The sequence below is a fragment of the Salinispora sp. CH2A1_6 genome (genome assembly GCF_056820975.1).
Map to the genome: position 1 here is coordinate 41,295 of NZ_JBXEDG010000007.1, position 25,644 is coordinate 66,938.

Annotated in this window: 25 protein-coding genes; 2 read left to right on the plus strand and 23 right to left on the minus strand. The window is 71.0% G+C overall.

Going from position 1 to position 25,644, the window contains the following annotated elements:
• Nucleotides 1–18 precede the first annotated feature (18 nt).
• The 14 genes from AC1UKG_RS12120 to pyrR all read right to left on the minus strand — a co-directional run bounded on the left by AC1UKG_RS12120 (nucleotide 19) and on the right by pyrR (nucleotide 16,668).
• The gene (locus AC1UKG_RS12120; protein WP_018744012.1) at nucleotides 19–1,941 is read right to left on the minus strand and encodes a primosomal protein N'; all 1,923 of its coding nucleotides are present in this window, start codon (nucleotides 1,939–1,941) and stop codon (nucleotides 19–21) included.
• 59 nt (nucleotides 1,942–2,000) lie between these two features.
• Nucleotides 2,001–3,200, minus strand: a complete 1,200-nt coding sequence (gene metK, locus AC1UKG_RS12125; protein ID WP_018744011.1) for a methionine adenosyltransferase — start codon at nucleotides 3,198–3,200, stop codon at nucleotides 2,001–2,003.
• An 86-nt stretch (nucleotides 3,201–3,286) separates the two neighbouring features.
• On the minus strand, nucleotides 3,287–4,498 hold the full coding sequence (gene coaBC / locus AC1UKG_RS12130; protein WP_029123636.1) for a bifunctional phosphopantothenoylcysteine decarboxylase/phosphopantothenate--cysteine ligase CoaBC: 1,212 nt from the start codon (nucleotides 4,496–4,498) through the stop codon (nucleotides 3,287–3,289).
• A 13-nt stretch (nucleotides 4,499–4,511) separates the two neighbouring features.
• On the minus strand, nucleotides 4,512–4,778 hold the full coding sequence (gene rpoZ / locus AC1UKG_RS12135) for a DNA-directed RNA polymerase subunit omega (RefSeq protein WP_013285517.1): 267 nt from the start codon (nucleotides 4,776–4,778) through the stop codon (nucleotides 4,512–4,514).
• A 43-nt stretch (nucleotides 4,779–4,821) separates the two neighbouring features.
• Nucleotides 4,822–5,355: a hypothetical protein gene (locus AC1UKG_RS12140; RefSeq protein WP_018744009.1), complete on the minus strand. Its 534-nt coding sequence runs from the start codon at nucleotides 5,353–5,355 to the stop codon at nucleotides 4,822–4,824.
• A 25-nt stretch (nucleotides 5,356–5,380) separates the two neighbouring features.
• Entirely contained in the window at nucleotides 5,381–5,698 is a 318-nt protein-coding gene (gene mihF, locus AC1UKG_RS12145; protein ID WP_007458370.1) for an integration host factor, actinobacterial type, read from the minus strand.
• Between the two features lie 177 nt (nucleotides 5,699–5,875).
• Nucleotides 5,876–6,712: an orotidine-5'-phosphate decarboxylase gene (pyrF, locus tag AC1UKG_RS12150; protein ID WP_018744008.1), complete on the minus strand. Its 837-nt coding sequence runs from the start codon at nucleotides 6,710–6,712 to the stop codon at nucleotides 5,876–5,878.
• Between the two features lie 106 nt (nucleotides 6,713–6,818).
• Complete coding sequence (locus tag AC1UKG_RS12155; RefSeq protein ID WP_029123637.1) at nucleotides 6,819–8,093, minus strand: adenosylmethionine--8-amino-7-oxononanoate transaminase; 1,275 nt, start codon at nucleotides 8,091–8,093, stop codon at nucleotides 6,819–6,821.
• A 115-nt stretch (nucleotides 8,094–8,208) separates the two neighbouring features.
• The gene (locus tag AC1UKG_RS12160) at nucleotides 8,209–9,225 is read right to left on the minus strand and encodes a quinone-dependent dihydroorotate dehydrogenase (protein WP_018744006.1); all 1,017 of its coding nucleotides are present in this window, start codon (nucleotides 9,223–9,225) and stop codon (nucleotides 8,209–8,211) included.
• 43 nt (nucleotides 9,226–9,268) lie between these two features.
• Nucleotides 9,269–12,616 (minus strand): carbamoyl-phosphate synthase large subunit, encoded by a 3,348-nt coding sequence (carB, locus tag AC1UKG_RS12165; RefSeq protein ID WP_482642912.1) that lies wholly within the window; start codon nucleotides 12,614–12,616, stop codon nucleotides 9,269–9,271.
• On the minus strand, nucleotides 12,609–13,769 hold the full coding sequence (gene carA / locus AC1UKG_RS12170) for a glutamine-hydrolyzing carbamoyl-phosphate synthase small subunit (protein WP_018744004.1): 1,161 nt from the start codon (nucleotides 13,767–13,769) through the stop codon (nucleotides 12,609–12,611). The genes carB and carA overlap by 8 nt, the downstream gene beginning before the upstream one ends.
• A 58-nt stretch (nucleotides 13,770–13,827) precedes the next feature.
• Nucleotides 13,828–15,105, minus strand: a complete 1,278-nt coding sequence (locus AC1UKG_RS12175; RefSeq protein ID WP_018744003.1) for a dihydroorotase — start codon at nucleotides 15,103–15,105, stop codon at nucleotides 13,828–13,830.
• Nucleotides 15,102–16,028, minus strand: coding sequence for an aspartate carbamoyltransferase catalytic subunit (locus AC1UKG_RS12180; protein ID WP_018814041.1), 927 nt, complete (start codon nucleotides 16,026–16,028; stop codon nucleotides 15,102–15,104). The genes AC1UKG_RS12175 and AC1UKG_RS12180 overlap by 4 nt, the downstream gene beginning before the upstream one ends.
• 58 nt (nucleotides 16,029–16,086) lie before the next feature.
• Nucleotides 16,087–16,668: a bifunctional pyr operon transcriptional regulator/uracil phosphoribosyltransferase PyrR gene (gene pyrR / locus AC1UKG_RS12185; protein ID WP_018744001.1), complete on the minus strand. Its 582-nt coding sequence runs from the start codon at nucleotides 16,666–16,668 to the stop codon at nucleotides 16,087–16,089.
• Between the two features lie 284 nt (nucleotides 16,669–16,952).
• Here pyrR and bldD point away from each other — a divergent pair, with 284 nt between their 5' ends.
• Entirely contained in the window at nucleotides 16,953–17,441 is a 489-nt protein-coding gene (gene bldD / locus AC1UKG_RS12190) for a transcriptional regulator BldD (RefSeq protein ID WP_011905744.1), read from the plus strand.
• A 109-nt stretch (nucleotides 17,442–17,550) separates the two neighbouring features.
• On the opposite strand, the gene nusB is transcribed toward bldD, so the two are convergent.
• The 6 genes from nusB to aroC all read right to left on the minus strand — a co-directional run bounded on the left by nusB (nucleotide 17,551) and on the right by aroC (nucleotide 21,995).
• Nucleotides 17,551–17,961 (minus strand): transcription antitermination factor NusB, encoded by a 411-nt coding sequence (nusB, locus tag AC1UKG_RS12195; protein ID WP_180199258.1) that lies wholly within the window; start codon nucleotides 17,959–17,961, stop codon nucleotides 17,551–17,553.
• Nucleotides 17,962–17,984: 23 nt separating this feature from the next.
• Nucleotides 17,985–18,542, minus strand: a complete 558-nt coding sequence (efp, locus tag AC1UKG_RS12200; RefSeq protein WP_018730003.1) for an elongation factor P — start codon at nucleotides 18,540–18,542, stop codon at nucleotides 17,985–17,987.
• Nucleotides 18,543–18,638: 96 nt separating this feature from the next.
• Nucleotides 18,639–19,070 carry a type II 3-dehydroquinate dehydratase gene (gene aroQ / locus AC1UKG_RS12205; protein WP_018740283.1) on the minus strand — a complete coding sequence of 144 codons (432 nt, stop codon included), beginning with the start codon at nucleotides 19,068–19,070 and terminating at the stop codon, nucleotides 18,639–18,641.
• The gene (gene aroB / locus AC1UKG_RS12210; RefSeq protein ID WP_018814043.1) at nucleotides 19,067–20,140 is read right to left on the minus strand and encodes a 3-dehydroquinate synthase; all 1,074 of its coding nucleotides are present in this window, start codon (nucleotides 20,138–20,140) and stop codon (nucleotides 19,067–19,069) included. The genes aroQ and aroB overlap by 4 nt, the downstream gene beginning before the upstream one ends.
• 173 nt (nucleotides 20,141–20,313) lie before the next feature.
• Nucleotides 20,314–20,817, minus strand: coding sequence for a shikimate kinase (locus AC1UKG_RS12215; protein ID WP_018743999.1), 504 nt, complete (start codon nucleotides 20,815–20,817; stop codon nucleotides 20,314–20,316).
• A complete protein-coding gene (gene aroC, locus AC1UKG_RS12220) occupies nucleotides 20,817–21,995 on the minus strand; it encodes a chorismate synthase (RefSeq protein ID WP_018814044.1) in 1,179 nt (392 codons plus the stop codon). Before aroC ends, AC1UKG_RS12215 begins: the two co-directional genes overlap by 1 nt.
• A 154-nt stretch (nucleotides 21,996–22,149) precedes the next feature.
• Here aroC and AC1UKG_RS12225 point away from each other — a divergent pair, with 154 nt between their 5' ends.
• Nucleotides 22,150–23,415 carry a cation:proton antiporter domain-containing protein gene (locus AC1UKG_RS12225; RefSeq protein ID WP_018743997.1) on the plus strand — a complete coding sequence of 422 codons (1,266 nt, stop codon included), beginning with the start codon at nucleotides 22,150–22,152 and terminating at the stop codon, nucleotides 23,413–23,415.
• Between the two features lie 44 nt (nucleotides 23,416–23,459).
• Here the strand turns inward: AC1UKG_RS12225 and AC1UKG_RS12230 are convergent, their stop codons facing one another.
• The 3 genes from AC1UKG_RS12230 to AC1UKG_RS12240 form a co-directional block, all read right to left on the minus strand.
• Nucleotides 23,460–23,846 (minus strand): DUF1990 family protein, encoded by a 387-nt coding sequence (locus AC1UKG_RS12230; RefSeq protein WP_482642913.1) that lies wholly within the window; start codon nucleotides 23,844–23,846, stop codon nucleotides 23,460–23,462.
• 183 nt (nucleotides 23,847–24,029) lie between these two features.
• Nucleotides 24,030–25,013: a glycosyltransferase family A protein gene (locus tag AC1UKG_RS12235; RefSeq protein WP_018743995.1), complete on the minus strand. Its 984-nt coding sequence runs from the start codon at nucleotides 25,011–25,013 to the stop codon at nucleotides 24,030–24,032.
• Complete coding sequence (locus AC1UKG_RS12240) at nucleotides 24,965–25,531, minus strand: glycosyltransferase (protein ID WP_018743994.1); 567 nt, start codon at nucleotides 25,529–25,531, stop codon at nucleotides 24,965–24,967. Before AC1UKG_RS12240 ends, AC1UKG_RS12235 begins: the two co-directional genes overlap by 49 nt.
• Between the last annotated feature and the right edge of the window lie 113 nt (nucleotides 25,532–25,644).

Sequence of the window (25,644 nt, forward strand, 5' to 3'; positions counted from 1 at the left end):
TCTCCGCTGAGTGGCGGGTCAGAAGAGGGCCAGCGGGTCGACCTGGAGCCGGAGTGGATCCGCAGCCTTCCGGGCGGCGCGCACCCCCGCCGCGGCGTGCAGGGCCGCGGCCAGGGCGGACGCCCGGGCGCGGGGAACCCGGACCAGCATCCGTTCCCGGTCGCCGTCGGCGGGCACCGGCCCCAACAGCTCCGCCTCCGCCGGTAGCCGGGACTCGGCAAGCAACTCGGCGACGGCGGTCGGCGGCCCGGTGACGCTCGCCATCCGCACCGCCGGTGGAAAACCAAGCTCCCGACGTTCGGCGAGTTCGCGGGCCGCAAACCAGCCAGCGTCCCAGCGGAGCAGCGCCTGCACCGGGGCGAGCGCACCGTCGGCGACCACCACCACCCGGCCGCCGGCCGGGCCGGGGCGGGCCAGGGCGGCGGCGGCGAGCCAGCGCCGCAGCGCCTCCTCCCCCGCCCGCAGATCGGCGCGGGTCAGCAGGGCCCAGGAGTCCAGCAGCAGCACCGCCCCGTAGCCGCCCTCGGCTACCGGCTCGGCACCGGGGGTGGTGATGACCAACCCGGCGCCACCGGGGACGGTCGCAAGGACCTCCTCCCGCCCGGAGGTGCGCACCGGCACACCGGGGAAGGCCCGGCCCAGCTCCTCCGCCGTCCGCCGGGCACCGGTGACCGAGGCGCGGAGCCGCCGGCCGCGACACTCCGGGCAGGCGTACGCGGCGGCGACCCGCGCACACCAGCGGCAGACCGGCGCACCCCGTGCCGACGGCAACGCGAGCGGCCCGGCGCAGTGCGGGCAGCGCGCCGGAGTCCGGCAGGTGGCGCACGCCACCGCCGGCAGGTAACCGCGCCGGGGCACCTGGACGAGGACCGGCGCATCGGCGGTGAGGGCAGCGCGCGCCGCCGTCCAGGCCAGGCTGGGCAACCGGGCGGTGGCCGCACCGGGGTCCCGGGCCAGCTGGGGGTCGTCGCCGGTGGGGGCGATCGCCGGCATCCGCGCCCGGACGGCGGCGCGGGCGGCCGTCACCTCGCGGGCCCACCCGGTCTCCACGAGCAGCTGCGCCTCGGCCGTACGGGCATAGCCGCCGACCAGGGCAGCGGCACCAGCCAGCTGGGCGCGGGTCAACAACACCTCGCGGGCGTGCGGGTAGGGGGCGCGGGGCTCGGCGTGTAGGTCGTCACCGTCATCCCAGATGGCGACGAGGCCGAGTCGAGATACCGGCGCGAACATGGCGGCCCGGGTACCGATCACCACCGGCACGTGACCCCGCCGGGCGGCGAGGAATGCCCGGTATCGGCGGGCCGGACCAAGCGCGGCGGTGAGCTGGACGTGCCGGCCGGGGCCGAGCACGGCGGACAGCGCCGCGTCGAGCCGGTCGAGATCTCGGGCGTCGGCGACGACCACGACCGCGCCCCGGCCACCGGCGACGGTCGCCGCGACCGCCTCGGCGTAGCGGGTGGGCCACTCCTCCCCCGGCAGGGCAGACCAGACCGCGCGGGGGGCACGGCCGTCGGCGAGGGCCCGCAGCAGGGCTGGGCCAGTCGGATAGTCCGCCCATCCGACCGGATCGGCCGGCCCGTTCTCCGCATCCGGCGAGGACGAACCGGCCGCGGAGGACGGTTGCGGCTCCTTCTCGACCCGGGCATGCCGGGGCGGGACAGCGAGGCGAAGCACGTCGGCGAGGCTGCCGGCGTAACGGTCGGCGACGGCGCGGGCCAGGCGGGCGATCTCCGGCGCGAGGGCCGGCTCCGGGGAGACCACCTTCTCCAGGTACGCAAGCCGGGGATGGGCGGATTCACTCACCCGCTCCAACAGCCAGCCGTTGACGAGCTGACCAGCGAAGCGGACCTTCACCCGAGCGCCGGGGACAGCCTCGGCGTCAAGGGACTCGGGCACCGCATAGTCGAAGGGCCGATCGAGGTGGGCCAACGGAACGTCCACGCAGACACGAGCGACCGGCGACCCATTCGCGGGCCGCCGGTCGCTACGCGGGGTGTTACTCAGGCGCCCGCTACCGACTTGAGGTCAGCGGCGCGGTCGGTGCTCTCCCAGGTGAAGTCAGGAAGCTCTCGACCGAAGTGTCCGTACGCCGCGGTCTGCGAGTAGATCGGCCGGGTCAACTTCAGATCCCGGATGATCGCCGCCGGCCGAAGGTCGAACACCTCCGTCACCGCCTTCTCGATCCGCTCCACCGGCACCGTCTCCGTGCCGAACGTCTCCACGAAGAGGCTCACCGGCTGCGCCTTGCCGATGGCGTACGCCACCTGCGCCTCGCACCGCTCCGCCAGCCCGGCCGCCACCACGTTCTTGGCCACCCACCGCATCGCGTACGCCGCTGAACGGTCCACCTTGGATGGGTCCTTGCCCGAGAACGCCCCGCCGCCGTGCCGCGCGTACCCACCGTAGGTGTCCACGATGATCTTCCGACCGGTCAGACCCGCGTCGCCCATCGGGCCGCCGACCTCGAACCGGCCCGTCGGATTCACCAGCAGCCGATAGTCTTCGACGTCCAGCCCCAGCCCGAGACTCTCCACCTCCGGTGCGATCACGTGCTCCCGGATGTCCGGCGTCAGCAGCGACTCCAGCGACACGTCGGCCGCGTGCTGCGACGACACCAGCACCGTGTTCAGCCGTACCGGCCGCAATCCCTCGTACTCCACCGTCACCTGCGTCTTACCATCGGGACGCAGGTACGGCACCACGCCTTCCCGCCGCACGTGTGCCAGGCGGCGCGACAGCCGGTGCGCCAACGCGATCGGCAACGGCATCAACTCTGGGGTCTCCGAGCAGGCGAACCCGAACATCATCCCCTGGTCACCTGCACCCTGCGCATCCAACATGTGTTCGGATGCACCGGTACGCAGCTCAAACGCGTTGTCAACACCCTGGGCGATATCTGCCGACTGAGACCCAATCGACACACTTACCCCGCAGGACGCCCCGTCGAAACCCTTTCGCGACGAGTCGTAACCAATATCCAAAATCGTCCGACGCACGATCGACGGGATGTCGGCGTAGGCCTGGGTGGTTACCTCGCCCGCAACATGCACCTGACCGGTTGTGATCAGCGTCTCCACTGCAACCCGGCTACTCGGGTCCTCTGCCAGCAACGCATCGAGGATCCCGTCACTGATCTGGTCAGCAATCTTGTCAGGATGACCTTCGGTGACCGATTCGGAAGTGAAGAGGCGGCGTGTCACGGCACTCCTAAGTCAGGGAAACTCGTTCCGCGGCAGTTTAGTCACTCGCGTCCGGTACCGGATCCCCCTATCGCGCACTGATCCAGCTATCCGGGATGGCCGGCCAGCCGGGGGACGATGAGGTCCCAGACACCGTCGGCGAGATCTTCCTTGGACTGCTCGGGCATCCGGCTGGCCGATCCGTCCGCGCCGATGACGGTCGCCGCGTTGGTGTCGGCGCCAAAAACCCGGTCCGGGCCAACCTCGTTGATGACGATGAGGTCCGCCCGCTTTCGGGCGAGCTTGGCTCGGCCGTTGGCCTCGGCGTCACTGGTCTCCGCGGCGAACACCACCAACACCTGCTCCGGGCGACGACGTTTCCCGAGCTCGGCAGCGATGTCCGGGTTCGCAACGAGCTCGATGGTGGGCGCGCTGCCGTCGTCCGACTTCTTGATTTTGCCAGTCGCGTACGTGGCGGGGCGGAAATCGGCGGGAGCCGCCGCCAGCACCACCGCGTCCGCGCGGTCGGCAGCCGTCAGCGTGGCTTCGCGCAGCTCGGCGGTCGTGCCGACCCGCACCAGATCCACACCGGCCGGGTCGGGCAGCGCGACGTTGGCGGAGACCAGGGTGACCCGGGCTCCTCGCGCCACCGCGGCGCGGGCGAACGCGTAGCCCTGCTTGCCGGAGGAGCGATTGCCGAGGAACCGGACCGGATCGAGCGGCTCCCGGGTGCCCCCGGCGGTGACCAGCACCCGCTTCCCGGTGAGATCCGCTGGCGCGGCGGCGCCGCGGGCGAGCACGCGTCGGGCCACGGCGAAGAGCTCCGCCGGGTCCGGTAGGCGGCCCTTGCCGGTGTCCGTCCCGGTGAGCCGGCCGACTGCCGGTTCGACGACCCGCACCCCGCGGGAGCGCAGCGTCGCCACGTTGGCCACCGTCGCCGGATGTTCCCACATCTCGGTATGCATCGCCGGCGCCAGGACAACCGGGCAGCGGGCCGTCAGCAGAGTGTTGGTGAGTAGGTCGTCCGCGAGCCCATGAGCGGCCCGGGCGAGCAGGTCGGTGGTGGCCGGAGCCACCACGACCAGGTCCGCCTGCTGACCCAGCCGCACGTGCGGCACCTCGTGCACGTCGGACCAGACGTCGTCGGCGACTGGTTGCCCGGAGAGCGCCGACCACGTCGCGGCCCCGACGAAGTGGAGCGCCGATGCGGTCGGCACGACCCGGACGCGATGACCGGACTCGGTGAACAGCCGCAGCAACTCGCAGGCCTTGTACGCGGCGATCCCGCCACCGACCCCGAGGATAATCCGGGGGGACATCGTTGGGTACGCGCTACGGCTGGTCGGTGGGCTCAGCGGTGAGCAGGCCCGCGTTGATCTCCCGCATGGCGATCGAGAGCGGCTTCTCCTGCGGGGTCGTCTCGACCAGCGGGCCGACGTACTCCAGCAGGCCCTCGCCGAGCTGGCTGTAGTAGGCGTTGACCTGACGGGCCCGCTTGGCGGCGAAGATGACCAGCGCGTACTTCGAGGTGGTCTTCTCGAGGAGCTCGTCGATCGGCGGGTTGGTGATGCCTTCGGGGTTGGTGGCGATGGATCCCACGTGTTGACCTCTGCGTCTGTGACACCGCTCGCGGTGCTGGCGGTCAACCGCGTACGCGCGGTCGCGCCGGAGCTTTGAATGACGAACCGAACAATCCTACCAGCTCGTCCACGACCTGCGCAGTCCGGCCATGCACGATGGTGTGTGCGAAATGCGGTTCGGTGACCGGATCAGTCACGTAGCCGGGTGGGTGCAGCAGCACCAGCTGGGCCGCCGGCAGCACGGCCCGCAGCCGTAGCGCCCCGGCCAGGTCCATCGAAAGCAGGGCTGGCGCCCCCGCGGCCAGTCGGGACCGCAGCGGCTGTCCCGGCGTACCGCGCCGGTACCGGCCGACCTGGCTCCACTCCAGCAGACCACCAGCGGCCAGCAGCTGGTCGAACGTGGCCGAGTCGAGGAAGACCCGATCGACGCCCGCCACCTCGCAATCCCGCCGGGGTCGGGTGGTCACCGGCACCGGCGTCCACACGGTAGGCAAGCGCGCCCGGACCAACCCGACGACACCATCCCGACCGGAACCCGAGGGTCCGGTCAGGATGGTGAGCCGGCCCGCCGGGCGCGCCTCACCATCCGTGCTCACTGCTCGTTTCTACACGGCGCCAACCTCAGTTGGCGGCGAACTCCCCAAGCAGGGCCTTGCGCTGCTGCTCGCCGAGGCCACGCAGGCGCCGGCTATCGGCGATCTTGAGCTTCTCCATGATCTGGGTCGCTCGGATCTTGCCGATTCCCGGCATCGCCTGCAGGACAGCGGATACCTTCAGCTTGCCGACGACATCGTCGGACTCGGCCCGCTCGAGAACGGCTCCGAGCGTTGTCTTGCCCTGCTTGAGCTGCTCCTTCAGCTCAGCACGGGCCTTGCGGATCTCCGCGGCCTTCTCCAGCGCTGCTGCGCGCTGCTCAGGGGTCAGTGACGGGAGCGGCACCAGTTCTCCTCAGGTCCCTATCGCGACGGGCGAATGCACCGCCGCACTGTGAAACGTGGTGTCGCTGCGAACCAGGGAGGCCCATGGTTCCCAGCGCGGGGAAAACTAGCGGTCAACGGCGCATTCGGCAACGTGGGCACGCGAAGATCGCCGGAAAGTGACCGAGCCGTCAGTCAGTTACGAACCGGTCAAAGCCGCTCGACAGTCGGCTAACACCCGATCTGCGGCGCCCCGCAGGGCAGCCGGATCGGGCCCCGCAGCCAGCACCTCACGGGAGTACGTGGGGAGCACTGCGGGCAGGCTGGCACCGAAAACCACCCGTAGGTCGGCGGCGCTGGCGCCCTGCGCCCCCAGGCCCGGAGCGAGCAGCGGACCGTTGACCGCGCTGAGATCGTGACCCGTCGCACCGATGGTCGCCCCCACCACCAACCCCACGCTGCCCAATGGCTGCGCACCGGCGTTGAGCTGGGCAATCTCGTTGATTACCAGCTGCGCGACGGTCTGCCCGTCGGCGGTACGGGCCCGCTGCACCGCGGCGCCCTCGGGGTTGGAGGTGAGCGCCAGCACGAAGACCCCGCCGCCCTGCGCGGCGGCCAGCTCGAACATCGGGGCGAGCGCGCCAACGCCGAGATACGGGCTCACCGTCACCGCGTCGACATGCAGCGGACTCGATGGATCAAGGTACGCGGAAGCGTACGCGGCGACCGTCGAGCCGATGTCACCACGCTTGACGTCGAGGAGTACGAGCGAACCAGCCGCCCGTAACTGTCGGATAGTTGACTCTAGGACCGCTACGCCCCGAGACCCGAACCGCTCGAAGAAGGCCGACTGCGGCTTGACCACCGCGACCCGGTCCCCCAACGCCTCCACGACCGTGCCCGCGAACCGTTCCAGACCGCGAACATCGTCGTCGAGACCCCACCGCGCGAGCAGACCCGGATGCGGGTCGATGCCCACGCAGAGCGGACCCCGCTCGCCGACCGACCGGTGCAACCGGGCACCGAAGCTCTCCATCGCAGACCTCCCTCTCGCGTGCGCCGCACGCATCGTCTCGGCGGGCGGCTGATGCCGCCCCACCCGGCGGGCTCCGCACGCCCACCCTCCGCCCCCAGCCGGCGGATCAGCCCGCCCGAGCCGCGGCGGCGATCCCGGCACTGATCCGGGCCAGATCGGCGTCTGCAGTGACGTACGGGGGCATGGTGTAGATCAGATCCCGGAACGGTCGCAGCCAGACACCGGCGGCCACCGCCGCGGCGGTGGCCGCCGGTAGGTCCACCGCATGGTCGAGCTGCACCACGCCGATCGCACCGAGCACCCGGACGTCGGCGACGCCCGGCTGCGCCCGTAGCGGCTCCAGACCGGCCCTCAGGCCCCGCTCGATCCGCGCCACCTGCGCGGGCCAGTCGCCGGCCCGGAGCAGGCCGAGAGAGGCGTTGGCCACCGCACAGGCGAGCGGATTACCCATGAAGGTCGGACCATGCGCGAGCACACCGGTCGCGGAGATCCCACGGGCGATCTCCGGGGTGCAGAGGGCGGCGGCCAGGGTCAGGTACCCCCCGGTGAGCGCCTTGCCCACACAGAGCACGTCCGGGGTCACGCCGGCGTGCTCGGCGGCGAACATCGCCCCGGTACGACCGAAACCAGTAGCGATCTCGTCAAAGATGAGCAGAACCCCGTGGGCGCGGGTGACCTCCCGCAGCACCTGCAGGTAGCGCGGATGGTGAAACCGCATGCCCCCGGTCCCCTGGACGACCGGCTCGACGATGACCGCGGCCAGCTCGTCGGCGTGTTGGGCGACCGCGTCCGCCAGGACGGCCTCGTACGCCGGATCCGGCGGTGCGGTGAATCCCGCCGGCGGCACCGGCGCGAACACCTGCCGGGGCAGCACCTCCCCCCAGAGGTGGTGCATGCCCCCCACCGGGTCACAGACGCTCATCGGGTGGAACGTGTCGCCGTGGTAGCCACCCCGCCAGGTCCCCAGCCGACGGCGTTCCGGCCGCCCGGTGGCCCGCTGGTACTGCAGGCACATCTTGACGGCCACCTCGACGCTCACCGAGCCGGAATCGGCCAGGAAGACGTGCTCCAGCCCATCTGGCGCCAGCTCGACGAGGGTCCGGGCCAGCGTGACGGCCGGCTCGTGGGTGAGCCCGCCGAACATCACGTGGCTCATCCGGCCGAGTTGGTCGGTCACCGCCGCGTCCAGCACCGGGTGCCGGTAGCCGTGGATCGCCGACCACCACGACGCCATCCCGTCAACCAGTTCCCGCCCGTCCGCCAGGCGCAGCCGCACCCCGGCGGCGCTCTCCACGACGTGCGGCGGAATGGCCGGCGGCAGCGCCTCGTACGGATGCCACACGTGGGCCGCGTCCGCGGCGCTGATCTCCTCCGGGGTCAACGACGTCGCCTCCTCACCAGCCGGTCACCGCGTAGCGACCAGCCCTCGGGTCCGGTAGCCCGGCCGGTGACCGGCGAGCGGTCCGCAGCAACCGGGCGAGTACCCCCGCACGGTGTCACGGCGTGCGGGCCGCCGCCGCGGCAGCCCGCACCAGGGCCGGCCCCCGGTAGATGAAGCCGGTGTAGAGCTGCACCAGCGACGCGCCCGCGTCGACCATGCGCTCGGCGTCATCCGGAGTGAGGATGCCGCCGACGCCGACGATCGGCAGCCGGCCGCCCGTCTCGGCGTGCACGAAGGAGACCACCTCCCGGGCCCGGTGCGCCAACGGACGGCCGGAGAGCCCACCCGCCTCGGCGCCACCGGCCTGATCGGCGGCGGCGAGGCCGGCTCGGGAGAGCGTGGTGTTCGTGGCGATCACCCCGGCCGCGCCCCGCGCCAGGCAGACCTCCAGCAGCTCCGCGATGGCCGAATCCGGAAGGTCTGGGGCGATCTTCACCAGGACCGGCTTCTCGCCGACCAGAGCGGCCAGCAGGGCGTCCAGGTGCGCCCGGTCCTGCAGCGCACGAAGCCCCGGCGTGTTCGGCGAGGAGACGTTGACCGCGAAGTAGTCGCCGTACTCGCGCAGGGCCTGGTACGACGCCTGATAGTCCGCAACCGCCTCCTCGAGCGGGGTGACCTTGGACTTGCCGAGAGAGATGCCCAGCGGCACCCCGAGCGGGCGGGGCAGCGCCGCCAACCGCGCCGCGAGCGCGTCGGCGCCGGCGTTGTTGAAGCCCATCCGGTTCACCACCGCCCGGCTGTCGGGAAGCCGGAACAGCCGCGGCCGTGGGTTGCCCGGCTGCGGGTGCGCGGTGACCGTACCCACCTCGACGAAGCCGAAGCCCAACGCCGGCCAGGCCGGCAGCGCCACCCCGTTCTTGTCCATCCCGGCGGCCAGCCCGACCGGGTTCGGGAAGCGGAGCCCGAACACCGTTCGGGGAGCCGAGACGCCGTACCGGGCCCGGAGCACGGCCAGCGCCGCGGGCACCCGAGCCAGGCCCGCCAGCCGCCGGACCGTGAACTCGTGCGCCACCTCCGCGTCCCCGCCCCCGAGCCGGAACAGCCGCGGCCGCACGACCCGTTCGAAGATCACCCCAACCTCCCCGGCCGGGTGAGCGACCTCGGCCCGCTCGGGCTCACCGGGCGCTCCGCAGCGAGGCGTGCAGCGCCTGCAGCGGACGGACCACCATGTCACCGCGGATCCGGGCCTCGACCGCCATCACCACGGCGGCGGCGCCGGGGACGGTCGTGATGCAGGGGATGTCCGCTGTCACGGCGGCACTGCGGATCTCGTAGCCATCCGAGCGCGCGCTCGCTCCCGAACCCTGCGGGGTGTTCACCACCAGCACCACCTCGCCAGACCGGATCAGCGAGACCGCGTCCTCGCTCTCTCCCGACTCGTAGTGCTTGCGGACCTGCTCGCAGGCGACGCCGTGCCGGCGCAGCACCTCAGCGGTGCCCGTGGTGGCGATCAGCTGGAAGCCCAGGTCGGCCAGGCGCTTGATCGGGAAGATCATGCCACGCTTGTCCCGGTTGGCGACCGACACGAAGATCTTCCCGCTGGTCGGCAACGAGCCGTACGTGGCCGCCTGCGACTTGGCGAAGGCGTACCCGAAGGCCGTGTCGATGCCCATCACCTCGCCGGTGGACTTCATCTCCGGTCCGAGCAGCGAGTCGATCCCCTTCCCGGTCGGAGTACGGAACCGCTTGAACGGGAGCACCGCCTCCTTGACCGCGATCGGCGCATCCGCGGGAAGGGTGCCGCCGTCGCCGTCGGCGGGGAGCAGGCCCTCAGCGCGCAGCTCGGCGATGGTGGCACCGAGCGCGATCCGAGCCGCCGCCTTGGCCAACGGCACCGCGGTGGCCTTGGAGACGAACGGCACGGTCCGGGACGCACGCGGGTTGGCCTCGAGCACCCAGAGCTGGTCGTCCTTGAGGGCGTACTGCACGTTGAGCAGCCCCTGCACGCCGATGCCCCGGGCAATCTCCTCGGTGTACCGGCGGACCTCGGCGACGTGCGAACCGGCCAGGGTGATCGGCGGCAACGCGCAGGAGGAGTCGCCGGAGTGGATCCCGGCCTCCTCGATGTGCTCCATCACCCCACCGAGGTAGACCTCACCGGCGGCGTCGCAGAGCGCGTCCACGTCGATCTCGATGGCGTCATCGAGGAACCGGTCCACCAGCACCGGATGATCCGGGGAGATGTCGGTGGCCCGACCGATGTAGTCACGCAGCGTGGCGTCGTCGTAGACAATCTCCATGCCCCGGCCGCCAAGCACGTACGAGGGACGGACCAGCACCGGATAGCCGATCTCGGCGGCGATCGTCTTCGCCTCGTCGTACGAGATCGCGGTGCCGTGTGCCGGCGCCCGCAGCCCGGCGCGGGCCAGCAGCGCGCCGAACGCCCCCCGCTCCTCGGCGAGATGGATCGACTCCGGGGAGGTACCGACGACCGGCACCCCGGCGTCCTTGAGCCGCTGTGCCAGCCCCAACGGGGTCTGGCCACCAAGCTGTACGACCACCCCGACCACGCCGGGGCCACCGGCCGCCCGGCCGGAGGAGTCCTCCGCGTGCCACACCTCGAGGACGTCCTCGAAGGTCAGCGGCTCGAAGTAGAGCCGGTTCGCGGTGTCGTAGTCGGTGGAGACGGTCTCCGGGTTGCAGTTGACCATGACCGTCTCGTATCCGACGGCCCGCAGCGCCATGACGGCGTGCACGCAGGAGTAGTCGAACTCGATGCCCTGCCCGATCCGGTTCGGCCCCGAGCCGAGGATCAGCACCTTGGGCCGGTCCGACCCGACCACCTCGGTCTCCGCGTCGTAGGTGGAGTAGTGGTAAGGCGTCGTCGCCTCGAACTCCGCCGCGCAGGTGTCCACGGTCTTGTACACCGGCCGAACGCCCAACCGGTGCCGCAGCGTCCGAACACCGTCCTCGGCGGCCAACTCCGGACGCAACGCGGCGAGCTGCCGGTCGGAGAGCCCCGCCCGCTTGGCCCGGCGCAGCAGATCGCCATCGAGCACCGGGGCGTCGACGATCTCGGCTCGCAGCTCGACAAGGCCGGCGATCTGGTCGAGGAACCACGGGTCCATCCCGCCGGAGGCCGCCGCGACCTCGGCGATTGAGGCACCGAGCCGCAGCGCCCGTTCCACCGTGTAGAGCCGCCCGTCGTGCGGCATCCGCAACGCCGCGAGGGTCTCCTCCCGGGTGGCACCGGCCGGGTCGGGCACGGTCCAGAAACCGGCCGCCTTCGTCTCCATCGAGCGCATCGCCTTGTTCAGCGCCTCGGTGAAGTTGCGGCCCAGGCTCATCGCCTCACCGACCGACTTCATGGTGGTGGTCAGCTCCGGGTCGGCACCGGGGAACTTCTCGAACGCGAAGCGCGGAATCTTGACCACCACATAGTCCAACGTCGGCTCGAACGCGGCCGGCGTCTTCAGGGTGATGTCGTTGGGGATCTCGTCGAGGGTGTAGCCGATGGCCAGCCTCGCGGCGATCTTCGCGATCGGGAAACCGGTCGCCTTCGAGGCGAGCGCCGACGAGCGGGAGACCCGGGGGTTCATCTCGATCACGACGATCCGGCCGTCGACCGGGTTCACCGCGAACTGGATGTTGCAGCCGCCGGTGTCCACCCCGACCTCGCGCAGCACCGCGATACCGAGGTCCCGCAGGCGCTGGTACTCCCGGTCGGTGAGGGTCATCGCCGGGGCCACGGTGACGCTGTCGCCGGTGTGCACGCCCATCGGGTCGACGTTCTCAATCGAGCAGACCACCACGACGTTGTCGTGCCGGTCGCGCATCAGCTCGAGCTCGTACTCCTTCCAGCCGAGCACGCTCTCCTCGATGAGTACCTCGTGCACCGGGCTGGCGGCCAGGCCGGCACCGGCGATGCGCTCCAGGTCCGCATCGGTGTGGGCCATGCCGGAGCCGAGGCCGCCCATCGTGAACGACGGCCGGATCACCGCCGGCAGGCCCAACTCGGCGACGGTCTCGCGGACCTCGTCCATCGAGTGGCAGACCCGGGAACGCGGCACCAGCGTCGCGGGGTCCTCGAGCCCGATCCGGACACCCGCCTTGGCGACGACGTCCTTGAACAGCTGCCGATCCTCGCCGCGGCGAATCGAGTCGATGTTCGCGCCGATCAACTCGACGCCGTACTTCTCCAGTACCCCGGCCTCGTGCAGCGCGACCGCCGTGTTCAGTGCGGTCTGACCACCCAGGGTGGGCAGCACCGCATCCGGCCGCTCCTTGGCGATGACCAGTTCGACGAACTCCGGGGTGATCGGCTCGACGTACGTGGCGTCGGCGAACTCCGGGTCGGTCATGATCGTCGCTGGGTTCGAGTTGACCAGACTGACCCGGATCCCCTCGCTGCGCAGTACCCGGCACGCCTGGGTGCCGGAGTAGTCGAACTCGCAGGCCTGCCCGATCACGATCGGCCCCGAGCCGATCACCAGGACGTGTTTGAGGTCGGTCCGCTTAGGCATTAGCGCGCCCCCCGCTGTGGTTGCGACCCTCGATGAGCTCGGCGAAGCGGTCGAACAGGTAATCCGCGTCGTGCGGACCGGCCGCCGCCTCCGGGTGGTATTGAACGGTGAAGGCGGGCACATCGCGCGCCCGCAGCCCCTCGACCACGTTGTCGTTGAGGCAGACGTGCGAGACCTCGATCCCGCCGAACTCGGTCTCGATCACCTGGTTCGGCACGACGGCCCCCGGCTCGACACCGGGGAACGCGACGGCGAAACCGTGGTTGTGGCTGGTCACCTCGACCTTGCCGGTGGCCCGGTCGAGCACCGGCTGGTTGATCCCGCGGTGGCCGTAGCCGAGCTTGTACGTGCCGAATCCCAGTGCCCGGCCGAGGATCTGGCTACCGAAGCAGATACCGAAGAGCGGCACCCCGCTGGCGAGCACCGCGCGCGCCAGGGCCACCGGCCCGTCGGCGGTCGCCGGGTCCCCGGGGCCGGGCGAGAGGAAGATCGCATCCGCGCCGGTGGCCCGCATGTCGTCGATGCCCGAATGAGCCGGCAGGACATGGGTGGTGACACCCCGCGCCGCGAGCCGCCGGGGCACGTTGCGCTTGATGCCGAGGTCCAGGGCGGCGACGGTGAACCGGTGCTCCCCCTGCGCCTCGACCACGTACGGCTTCGGGGTGGTCACCTCGGCGGAGAGGTCCGCGCCGACCATCGGTGGGGCCTGCCGGACCCGGGCCAGCAGCGCCTGCGGGTCGGTCTCGACGCTGGAGACCCCGACCCGCATCGCGCCCCGCTCCCGCAGGTGCCGGGTGAGCGCGCGCGTGTCCACGCCGCTGATGCCGACCACCCCCTCGGCGGCGAGTCGGTCCTCCAGGCCACCGGTGGCCCGCCAGTTCGAGCCGACCCGGGCGGGATCACGGACCACGTACCCGGCGACCCAGATCCGGCCGGACTCGTCATCCTCGCCGTTGACCCCGGTGTTGCCGATGTGCGGCGCGGTCTGCACCACCACCTGCCGGTGGTAGGAGGGGTCGGTGAGCGTCTCCTGGTAGCCGGTCATTCCGGTGTTGAAGACCGCTTCGCCGAAGGTCTCCCCGACGCTGCCGTACGCCTCGCCGTGGAACGTGCGCCCGTCCTCCAGGACGAGAATCGCCGGTCGCCGCCTCACGCCACGCACCCCGCACTCCGGGCCACGGGGCACTGCCCCACCGCACTCCGTACTCGCATCACTTCACTGCCTTTCCGTCCAGAACCGTCGCCTCGCCGCGCAGGAAGGTCGCCACGATGCGACCCGGCAGCGTCATGCGGGCGTACGGGGTGTTGCGGCTGCGGCTGGCCAACTCGGTCGGCTCGACGACGCGCCGCGCCGCCGGATCCACCAGGGTCAGGTTCGCCGGTGCGCCCGGCGTCGGGTCGTGGCCGTGTTCGGTGAGGCCGGCGATCCGGGCGGGGGTGCGGGACATTCGCTCGGCGATGAGGTCCCACCGCGGGCCGAGCACGTCCAGCGTGATGGAGAGCGCCGTCTCCAGGCCGAGCATTCCCGGCCGGGCGTACGCCCACTCGCACTCCTTGTCCTCCACGGCGTGCGGAGCGTGGTCGGTGGCGACGATGTCCACCACCCCCTCGGCCAGCGCGGTGCGCAGCGCGGCGACATCGGCGGCGGTCCGCAGCGGCGGGTTGACCTTGTAGACCGGGTCGTAGGTGACCGCCTTCTCGTCGGTCAACAACAGGTGGTGCGGGGTAACCTCGGCGGTGACCTGAACACCGCGGGCCTTGGCCTGTCGCAGCACGTCGACGCTGCCGGCCGTGGAGACGTGGCAGATGTGCAGGCGGCTCCCCACGTGCTCGGCGAGCAGCACGTCCCGGGCAATGATCGCCTCCTCGGCGACCGCCGGCCAACCGGTCAGGCCGAGGCGGGTGGAGATCTCCCCCTCGTGCATCTGGGCGCCCTCGGTGAGCCGTGGCTCCTCGGCGTGCTGGGCGACGATGCCGTCGAACGCCTTCACGTATTCCAGGGCCCGGCGCATCAGCCGCGGGTCGGCGACGCAGTGTCCGTCGTCGGAGAAGACCCGGACCCGGGCGGCGGAGTCGGCCATCGCCCCCAACTCGGCCAGGCGCTCGCCGGCCAGCCCGACGGTGACGGCGCCGATCGGCTGCACGTCGACCAGCCCGGCCTCCCGGCCCAGCCGCCAGACCTGCTCGACCACCCCGGCGGTGTCGGCGACCGGGGAGGTGTTCGCCATCGCGCAGACCGCCGTGTAGCCACCGAGCGCCGCGGCCCGAGAGCCGGTCTCGACGGTCTCGGCATCTTCCCGGCCGGGCTCGCGGAGATGGGTGTGCAGGTCCACCAGGCCGGGCAGGGCGACCAGGCCGGTGCCGTCAACCACGACCGCGCCGGGGGCCGTGCGCCCCACGCCGGTCTCGGCCACGACGCCGTCGCGGATCAGCAGGTCGGTCGGCGCGGCGCCGAGGACGCTCACGTTGGTGATCAGATACGCGGTCACCGGTTGTTCCCTCCGAGCAGCAGGTAGAGGACGGCCATCCGGACGGAGACGCCGTTGGCGACCTGTTCGACAATCGTGGAGCGGGGCGAGTCGGCCACCTCGGAGGTGATCTCCATGCCCCGGTTCATCGGGCCGGGGTGCATCACGATCGCGTGCTCCGGCAGCCGCCGCATCCGCGAGCCGTCCAGGCCGTAACGGCGGGCGTACTCACGGGCGGAGGGAAAGTAGGAGTCGTTCATGCGTTCCCGCTGCACCCGCAGCATCATGACCACGTCCGACTGCGGCAGCACCGAGTCCAGGTCGTAGCAGACGGCGGCGCCGGGCGCGAGGGCCCCGGCGATGTCCACCGGGATCAGCGGGGGTGGCCCGACCAGGGTGACCTTGGCGCCGAGGGTGGAGAGCAGCAGGACGTTGGAGCGCGCCACCCGGCTGTGCAGCACGTCACCGACCACCGCCACCGACAGACCGGCGAGCCGGCCCAGCCGGGAACGCATCGTGTACGCGTCGAGTAGCGCCTGGGTGGGGTGCTCGTGCGTGCCGTCGCCGGCGTTGACGACCGAGCCATCAACCCAGTCGGCCAACTGGTACGGGGCGCCGGAGGCGGGGTGCCGGACGACGACGGCGTCGGCGCCCATCGCCTGCAGGGTGAGCGCGGTGTCCTTGAGGCTCTCGCCCTTGGCGACGCTGGACCCCTTGACCGAAAAGTTGATCACGTCGGCGCTGAGCCGCTTGGCGGCGGCCTCGAAGGAGATCCGGGTCCGGGTGGAGTCCTCGTAGAAGAGGTTCACCACGGTCCGGCCGCGCAGCGCCGGCAGCTTCTTGACCTCCCGCCCGGCCACGGTCGCCATCTCGGCGGCGGTGTCCAGGATCTGGAGGGCGGTACCAGCGTCCAGGTCGGCGCTGGAGAGCAGGTGACGGATCATGCGTCGAGCTTCCTTCCGGTCGCGACCAGCAGGCGGCGCCGCGCCGCGCCCCGCGGGCTCACCGGTCACCGCCGTAGAGCCGGACCTCGTCCACGCCGTCGGGCTCCGCCAGGGTGACCCGGACGCTCTCCGCGAGGGCGGTCGGGATGTTCTTACCCACGTAGTCGGCGCGGATGGGCAGCTCCCGGTGTCCGCGATCGACCAGGACGGCGAGTTGGACCGAGGCGGGACGGCCGACGTCGTTCAGCGCGTCGAGCGCCGCCCGCACGGTTCGGCCGGAGAAGAGGACATCGTCGACGAGTACGACCCGCCGACCGTCGATGCCGCCAGCGGGAACATCGGTGGGGCCGATCGCGCGGGTGGCGTGCTGCCGCAGGTCGTCCCGGTAGAGGGTGATGTCGAGCACACCGACCGGGACGTCCACCCCCTCGAAGGCACTGATCCGGGCGGCGAGCCGCCGGGCGAGCGGCACTCCCCGGGTGGGGATCCCGAGCAGAACGGTCTGTTGGGCGCCCTGGGTCTTCTCGAGGATCTGGTGGGCGATGCGATCAACCACGCGCTGCACGTCGGCGCTGGTGAGTATCACCTTCACCGAGGGTTGTCGGGTGGTCGGCGAGTGGGCAGCCGGTGGGTAGGCCACGGCAGACCTCCTTCCCCGCCTCACGGGACGGGTCGTTAAAGGATGTCGGAGTGACCGGCGCGGACCGCGAACGGACCGAGCCGGGGCTTCCGGCAACGTTACCAGTGGTCACCGTCTCGACCGTCGCCGGCCGAGGGCCCGACAACAGAACGGCGAAACCGGGACAACTCCCCCAGGATGAAACAGGAAAGTTCACGACCACTTGACCGGCTGTCCCAATCCCCGTACCGTCACGCTCCGTAGCGATCGACGGGAGAACCCCGAGCAGCACTGGGAGTGTCCGAATGCCCTCTGAGTACGCCAAGTCGCTGGGCGCCCGCCTGCGCTCCATTCGCCAGCAGCAGGGCCTGTCCCTGCAGGGCGTAGAGGAAAAGTCCAACGGACGGTGGAAGGCCGTCGTGGTTGGCTCATACGAGCGCGGCGACCGAGCCGTCACCGTGTCCCGCCTGGCCGAGCTGGCCGACTTCTACCGTGTTCCCGTCTCCGAGCTACTGCCTGACGGCAGTGGCGTCCGCCACGAACCAACCAGCAAGATCGTGCTGGACCTCGAGCGGCTCTACGACGAGGCCTCGGAGGACCTCGCCTACGTCGCCCGGTACGCCCGCGCGATCCAGCAGCAGCGCGGCGACTACAACGGCCGGGTGCTGTCGATCCGCGCCGACGACCTGCGCGCCCTGGCGATCGTCTACGACGCCTCGCCGTCCGGCCTGATCGAACGGCTGAACGAGCACGGCGTCCTCGTCGCCGACCCCCGGGCGTTCTTCGCCTCCTGAGGAGCGCCACCCGAAAAGGGGGCCCGTGCCGATCGGCACGGGCCCCCTTTTCGACTATCCGGTCTCGTTTCCGGCCGCCTCGCTTCCGAGCCAGCAACCCCGGTGGCGGCTACCGGGTGGCGTATTCCGCGATCCGGCCGAGGATGCCGTTGAGGAACCGCGGTGAATCGTCGGTCGACATCTGCCGGGCCAACTCCACCGCCTCGCTGATCGCCACCGCGTCGTCGATCTCGTCCACGTAGAGCAGCTCGTAGACCGCGATCCGAGCAAGATTCCGATCAACGGTCGGCATCCGGTCCAGCGTCCACCCCTCGGCGTAGCTGGCGATCAGCTCGTCAACCCGGTCCAGGTGGGCAGCAACCCCCTCAACCAGGCCGACCGCGTATCCCAGATGCTCGGGCCGGGGCTTCTCGATCCGCTCCACGTAGCCGGCGAGCACCTCGACCGGTGGACGGCCCCGCAGGTCCGCCTCGAAGAGCACGTCCAGCGCCCGTTTGCGCGCCTTGCGACGCGCCGGCATCTGCTGCTTGGGCCCCTCGGCCATCAGGCGCGGCCGAGGTAACGGCCGTCGCGGGTGTCGACCTTGATCTTCTCGCCGGTGGTGATGAAGAGCGGCACCTGCACGGTCGCGCCGGTCTCGACCGTGGCCGGCTTACTACCACCGGTCGAACGGTCTCCCTGGAGTCCCGGCTCGGTGTACGTGATCTCGAGCACCACGCTGGTCGGCAGCTCCACGAAGAGCGGCACCCCCTCGTGGGTGGCGACCGTCGCCTCGGCCTCGGGCAGCAGATAGTTCGCCGCCTCGCCGACCGTGTCGCCGAGCACATTGATCTGGTCGAACGTCTCCAGGTCCATGAAGACGAAGTCCTCGCCGTCGGCGTACAGGTACTGCATCGTACGCTTGTCGACGGTCGCGGTCTCGACCTTGGTGCCCGCATTGAAGGTCTTGTCGACCACCTTGCCGGAGAGCACGTTCTTCAGCGTGGTGCGCACGAACGCACCACCCTTTCCGGGCTTGACGTGCTGGAACTCGACGACGGCCCAGAGCTCACCGTCGAGGTTGAGTACCATGCCGTTTTTCAGGTCGTTGGTGGTGGCCATTTCCTGCCTTGATCATAAGGTGGCGGACAGACCCGGCAAGTCTACTAGGCCGCGATTGGGCAGGCTCGCCCGAGCAAGCCCCGGCCACGCCGACGATCAGCGGACCCGGGCCGCCAGGTGGTGCAGGGCCAGGCGATAGCCATCCACGCCCAGCCCACAGATCACCCCGGTCGCCACCGCCGAGACCACCGAGTGGTGCCGGAACGCCTCCCGGGAATGGATGTTGGAGAGGTGCACCTCCACCAACGGGGCACGCAGCAGGGCGCAGGCGTCCCGTACCGCGACCGAGTAGTGCGACCAGGCGGCCGGATTGAGTACCACGCAGGCGCCCAGGTCAGCAGCCTCATGCAGCCAGCCGAGCAGCTCGTGCTCGGCGTCGGTCTGCCGGACGACCACCTCCAGCCCCAGCTCCCGCCCGGTCTGCTGGCACAGCTCGACGAGGTCGGCGTAGGTGGTGGTGCCGTAGACCTCCGGTTGCCGGGTGCCCAGGCGGCCCAGGTTGGGCCCGTTGAGCACGTACACCCTCATTCGGCGATCTCCTGGTAGGCGGCGTGCAGCAACTCGTCGGAGGGCGCCGCGAGAATCGTCGGGCGGGCGAGCCCGGCCAGTACGACGAAACGCAGGATGCTGCCCCGCGCCTTCTTGTCCACCCGCATCGTGGCGAGCAGCTCCGGCCAGGCCTCTGCCCGATATCCGATGGGCAGGCCGAGCGCACCCACCACCGCCCGGTGCCGCTGCGCGGTCTGCGCGTCCAGCCGGCCCTCGAGCTGGGCCAGGGCCGCCGCGTAGACCAGCCCCACCGCGACCGCGTGGCCGTGCCGCCAGCGGTAGCCCTCCACCTTCTCGATGGCGTGCGCCAGGGTGTGCCCGTAGTTCAATATCTCCCGGGCCCCCGACTCGCGAAGGTCCCCCGCGACGACCTGCGCCTTGACCCGGATCGCCCGCTCGATCAGCTCCCGGAGCACCGACCCCGCCGGGTCCATGGCGACGGCGGGCTCCCGCTCGACCAGGTCAAGGATCACCGGGTCGGCGATGAAGCCACACTTGACCACCTCGGCCATTCCCGCGGCCAGGTCGGCCGGGGAGAGGCTGTCCAGCGCGGTCAGGTCACAGATCACCCCGGCCGGGGGGTGGAAGGCACCGACCAGGTTCTTACCGGCCGAGGTATTGATTCCGGTCTTGCCCCCTACCGCCGCGTCCACCATGCCCAGCAACGACGTCGCCACCGGCACCCAGCGCACCCCGCGCAGCCAGCAGGCCGCGACGAAGCCAGCCAGGTCGGTAACCGCGCCGCCGCCCACCCCAACGACTGCGTCGGCGCGGGTGAAGCCCGCCGCACCGAGCCGTTCCCAACAGCTGGCAGCGACCTCGATCTGCTTACCCGCCTCCGCGTCCGGCACCTCGACCAGCAGCGGCGACACCCCATCCGCCCGGGTCCGCTCCGCCAGCTGCTCGGCCCAGCCCTGCATCGGCGACGCGTACAGCACGGCCAGCCGCTCCGCGCCCGGCAGCAACCGCGGCAGGTCTGGCAGGTCACGCCCCACCAACACGTCGTACGGCTGGTCACCGCCAACCGGGATTCGAGTAATCTCGTCCATCGCGCGCAGCCTAACCGAGCCGGCCGTGTCGGTGGCGGCGACGGTCGAAGCGTCCCGGAACCCGGGCCGGAACCGGACCGGGACCGGGACCGAATGGAAGTGGACCCGGAACCGTTGGCCGCCGCCCGGCCGGCCCGACGCACGATCGCGTCCCGCAGCCGCCGGCCCGCCCGTCAGGCGGGGAGCAGCGCGGCGACCTCGGCCGCTAGCTGCTCCGGCGTGCGGCCGTCGGTCACCACCGTCGCCGTCGCCACCGCCGCGTAGTGCGGGCGGCGCTGCTCCAGCAGGTGCTTGAGGGTGGCCCGCGGGTTGACCGCGAGCAGGGGTCGACCCGCACCGAGCCCGACCCGGCGTACCGCGTCGGGCAGCTCCACCGACAGATACACGACGGTGTGGCCGGTCAGCACGGCCCGGGTCTGTTCGGCGAGCACGGCACCACCGCCGAGGGCGAGCACGCCACTGCCGGCGGCGAGCGCCGTCGCCACCGCCGCCCGTTCGAGGGTACGGAAGTGCTCCTCCCCCTCGTCGATGAAAATCTCCGAGATCGGCTTGCCCGCCGTCGCCTCGATGTCCAGGTCGGTGTCCCGGAACTCCACCCCGAGCAGCTCGGCGAGGGCTCGCCCGACGGTGGTCTTGCCCGAGCCGGGCGGGCCCACCAACACACAGACCGGCGCCATCAGCGGACAACCAGCGCGTCGAGGTAGCCGGCGAGGTTGCGGCGCTGCTCGGCCACCGAGTCGCCGCCGAGCTTCTCCACCGCCGCCTCGGCCAGCACCAGCGCCACCATCGCCTCGGCGACGACTCCCGCGGCCGGCACCGCGCAAACGTCCGAGCGTTGATTGATCGCGGTGGCGGGCTCACCAGAGGTGACATCCACCGTCGACAGCGCGCGGTTCAGGGAGGAGATCGGCTTCATCGCGGCCCGCACCCGCAACGGCTCACCGGTGGTGATGCCCCCCTCCAGGCCGCCGGCCCGGTCGGTGACCCGCCGCACACCGGTCGCGGTGGGGATGATCTCGTCGTGCGCGACGGAGCCCCGGGAACGCGCCTGCTGCCAGCCGTCGCCGATCTCCACCCCCTTGATCGCCTGAATGGACATCAGCGCGGTGGCCAGCCGGGCGTCCAGCTTCCGGTCCCACTGCACGTGGCTGCCGAGTCCCGGGGGCACCCCGTACGCCAGCACCTCGACCACGCCGCCGAGCGTGTCGGCGTCCTTCTTTGCGGCGTCCACCTCGGCGACCATCCGGAGGCTCGCCTCCGGGTCCAGACAGCGCAGCGGGTCCGCGTCGATCCGCTCGGCGTCGGCCGGGCTGGGTCGCAACCCCGGTTTCGTCGCGACTGACCCCAGCTCCACGACGTGCGAGACGACCTCGATGCCCAGCGACTGCCGGAGCAGGGCCTTGGCGACGGTGCCGACGGCGACCCGGGCAGCCGTCTCCCGGGCGCTGGCCCGCTCGAGGATCGGGCGGGCGTCGGTGTGCCCGTACTTCTGCATGCCGGCCAGGTCGGCGTGCCCCGGTCGGGGACGGGTCAACGGCGCGTTACGCGCCTGCCCGGCCAGCTCCGCCGGGTCGACCGGGTCGGCCGCCATCACCGTGCGCCACTTGGGCCACTCGGAGTTGCCGACCCGGATCGCCACCGGACTGCCCAGGGTCACCCCATGCCGCAGCCCACCGATGATCTCGATCTCGTCCTGTTCGAACGCCATTCGGGCACCACGGCCGTAGCCGAGGCGACGCCGGGCCAGCTCACCAGCGATCTCCTCGGTGGTCACCTTGACCCCGGCCGGGACCCCCTCGAGCAACGCGACGAGGGCGGGACCGTGCGATTCCCCTGCAGTCAACCAGCGCAACACAACAGTCAGTCTGGCACGCCCGGTGGGCGCCAGGTGCCACACCCGGCCCGGCCCGCCCTGCGGACACGAGTGTCCGTTGAACGGTCACGATCACCCCGTTGGCGGCGAATCCGTACGATCATGGCGGCCTCCCGGAAGTCTGGTCGGCGACGACGTGGTTTCGACCCACCCGGAGGCCCCGGTGCTGCTCCTCGCGTTCGCAGCCGTGCTGCTGCTGGCTGTCCTGCTGTCCAGCCTCGCGCACCGCAGCATCCTCTCCACCGCCGTGCTCTTCCTCCTCGCCGGCATCCTGCTCGGCCCGGACACCACCGGCGTCCTGAACATCACCGCCGACAGCGACCTCGTCGCCACGCTCGCGGAGCTGGCGCTGTTCACCGTGCTCTTCACCGACGGCATGCGGGTCGGTTTCGCCGACCTACGCCTGGCATGGCGGCTACCCGGGCGGGCGCTCGGTTGGGGACTGCCGCTGACCCTGCTGATCACCGCCGTCCTGGCGCACTACGTAGCCGGGCTCGACTGGCCGGAGGCGCTGCTGATCGGGGCGGTCCTCGCCCCCACCGACCCGGTCTTCGCCGCCGCCCTGGTCGGCAACGTGGGCGTTCCACGCCGACTGCGGCACCTGCTCAACGTCGAATCCGGCATCAACGACGGCCTCGCGTTGCCGTTCGTCATCCTCTTCCTGGCGGTCGTGGAGGGCTCCGGCGACCTGCACCTCGACGAGCTGGGGACCGAGCTGCTCCTGGGCCTGGTGATCGGGGTGGCGGTGCCATGGCTCGCCCTGCGACTGGAGAAGGGGCGGTACTTCTCCGCCTCCACCAAGTACGAGCCCCTCAACGGCGTGGCGATCGGCCTGCTGGTGCTGGCCCTGGGGCTGATCACCCACGCCAACCTGTTCCTCGCCGCGTTCGCCGCCGGTGTCACCGTGGCCACCTTCGGCCAGCGACAACGGGAGAGCTTCGAACACTTCGGCGAGTTGATCGCCGAAGTGTTCAAACTCGCCGCCCTGCTGGTGTTCGGCGCGCTGATCTCGGTCGAGTTCCTCAGCGAGATCAACTGGACCGGATGGGTCTTCGCGGTGCTGGCCATCGTGATCGCCCGCCCGCTCGCCCTCGCGGTGTCGTTCATCGGTTCGAAGCTGAGCCGCACCGAGCAGTTCGCCGCCATGTGGTTCGGCCCGAAGGGCTTCGCCTCAGTGGTCTACGGTCTGCTCGTGCTCCAGGCCGGTATCGCCGCTGGGGACGAGGTGTTCCACCTGGTGGCGCTGACCGTCGTCTTGTCGATCCTGGCGCACTCGTCAACGGACGTCCTGGTCGCCCGGATCTTCGACCCGGCGATGACCCCCCAGTGGTCAGAACGACTACGGGCAGCCTCGGCCGAACGCCGAGAACACCGCAGCGACGGGGATCAGCCGCCGCCGTAGGCCGCTCCCGGCCGTCGGGAGTGGTGGCCGGAGGTGGGAGCCGGTCAATCAACCCGGGACAGGGACCGCATCGCGCCAAGGTATCTCGACGTGATGACATCCTGCACGAACCGCCCCAGCGGCCCAGCCATTCGCGCCGTCACGGAATCCGGCCGCGAGAAGGCTCGCACCTCGTGCACCAGCAGCCCTCGCCACCCAACACCCAGCCGGAAGTCCACACCCGGTTCCGGCCGCAGATCCGGGCGATCGATGCGGACCCGCGCCCGACGGTGCATGCGCCACCGAAGCAAGGCTGGAACGGCCTTGTGGAAGACCCGTTCATCCGCGCCAAGAAAAGTGCTGCGGTGGCTGTGTCGGTAGCCAGACGGAAGAACGCCCGCTGACGCACCGACCGCTGGATAGATTAATCCACCCACTTCAATTCCGCTCACCTCAAGTCGGTGTCGCGCATTCCTTAATGACTCCCGCAATGAGCGCGCAACACCGCACCCCCATGACCTCGACCTTGGTTAGCCCGCGCACCGGTCACGCCGAGGTTGATTGTTGAATGGCGATCAGCGATGTGGTGCGGCCGAGCAGACGCTCGATACGGATGGCGGGGGTGGCCTGCGGGCTCAGATGCCCCGGCCGCGCTTGTGTAGCGTGCGCAGCACCGCGTCCGCCCGGACCACCCGCCCGGCCACCGCGAGCGCCAGGTAGGCCCGTGGCTCGCGCGGATTGAACCGGAGGGTGCGGTGGGCCCAGCTCAGCGCGCCCTGGCGGTCACCGGACGCAGCGCGCGCGAAGGCGATCTGCCCCGCCACCCGGGCCGCACCGGCCGGCTGGGTGCCGAACTCCGGGTAGCGCTCCAGCAGCCACTGCAACGCCTCCGAGATGGTGTCCCAGCGCTGCGCGAAGTACGAACGTTTGTGCCAACGCACCAGCACCAGCGGGGTGCGCAGATTGACCAACGGTGCGCTGCGGGCGGCCCGCAGCAGAAACTCGTAGTCCTCCGCGTAGCTGCCCGGAATCTCCTCGTCGACCAGCCCGAAGCCGTCGTGGAGAGCCGCGGCGCGGATGAGGAACGTCGACGGGTGCAGCTCGGTCATCCGATCCCGCAGCAGGTCGGCGAAGGTGATCCGGTCACGGGACAACGACCGATCGACGGTGTGTCCGTCGTAGCTCACCCGGATGCCACACGAGACGAACTCGGCGCCCGGAGTGGTGGTGAGCGCCGCAACCTGTGCCGACAGCTTGTCGGGCAGCCACTCGTCGTCGTCGTCGCAGAAGGCGATCAGCTCGCCGGTGGCGGCCAGGGTGCCGGTGTTGCGGGCACCCGCGAGGCCAGGAGTCCGGCCGTTCTCGGTGATCCGGACCAGTCGACCCGGTCGGGACAGCTCGGTCAGGGTCGGATCCGGCTCCGAACGGTCGTACACGACGACCACCTCGAGCTCACCCGGATAGTCCTGGTCGAGGATGGTGCGGACCGCGGCCCGCAGCAACTCCGGGCGGTCCCGGGTGGGCACCACGGCACTCACCCTCGGCAGTGCGGTCACCCGCGGCAGTGCGGTCATCCTCGCGCTCCACTCCGGGGCGACCGTGACCACGGCCGCCACCATCCTCGTCGGCCGTTCGCCGCGACCACCAGGTCTTCCACGATCTCCCCGACCCGGGCCACGGCGGCCGCCCGCGCCCGGGCCGAATCGGGGTCAGCCCGGACGACGAACCGGGACGGCTCGGCCAGGCCAGCGGTGAGCGCCGCCACCAGCGCCGCCCGGGTCTCGCACACCACCACCAGGCCCGCCGCCCCGAGTCGCCGCGCGAACCGCAGCTGGTGGTCGTCAACGTGCTCGCCGTGGGACGGATCCCGGGGGACCACGATCGGCACCCGGCCATGCCGGCGCGCCTCCAGGATAGTGGCCGGGCCACCGTGACAGATCACAAGGTCGGCCGCGGAGATCGCCGCTTGAAGCTCAGCGTGCCCCAGGAAGGGAACCGCCCCGGGAACGTCGTCCGCTCCGGTGTGACCATGTTGGACGGCTAGCACTACTCGATCGGAGACTGTGGGTTGCCAACTCCGAAGCCAGTCGACCAGCCGGTCAAACGGATGCTTGTCGGTACCGACCATGACCAACACCTGCGCCCGACCGACACCAGGCCGATTCCGTTGCCGGGGAACACGACCGAACTCGGACCCCACCGGCGCTACGACTCGCTCCGTACTCACCGAATCCCCCTCCACCCGGGTTG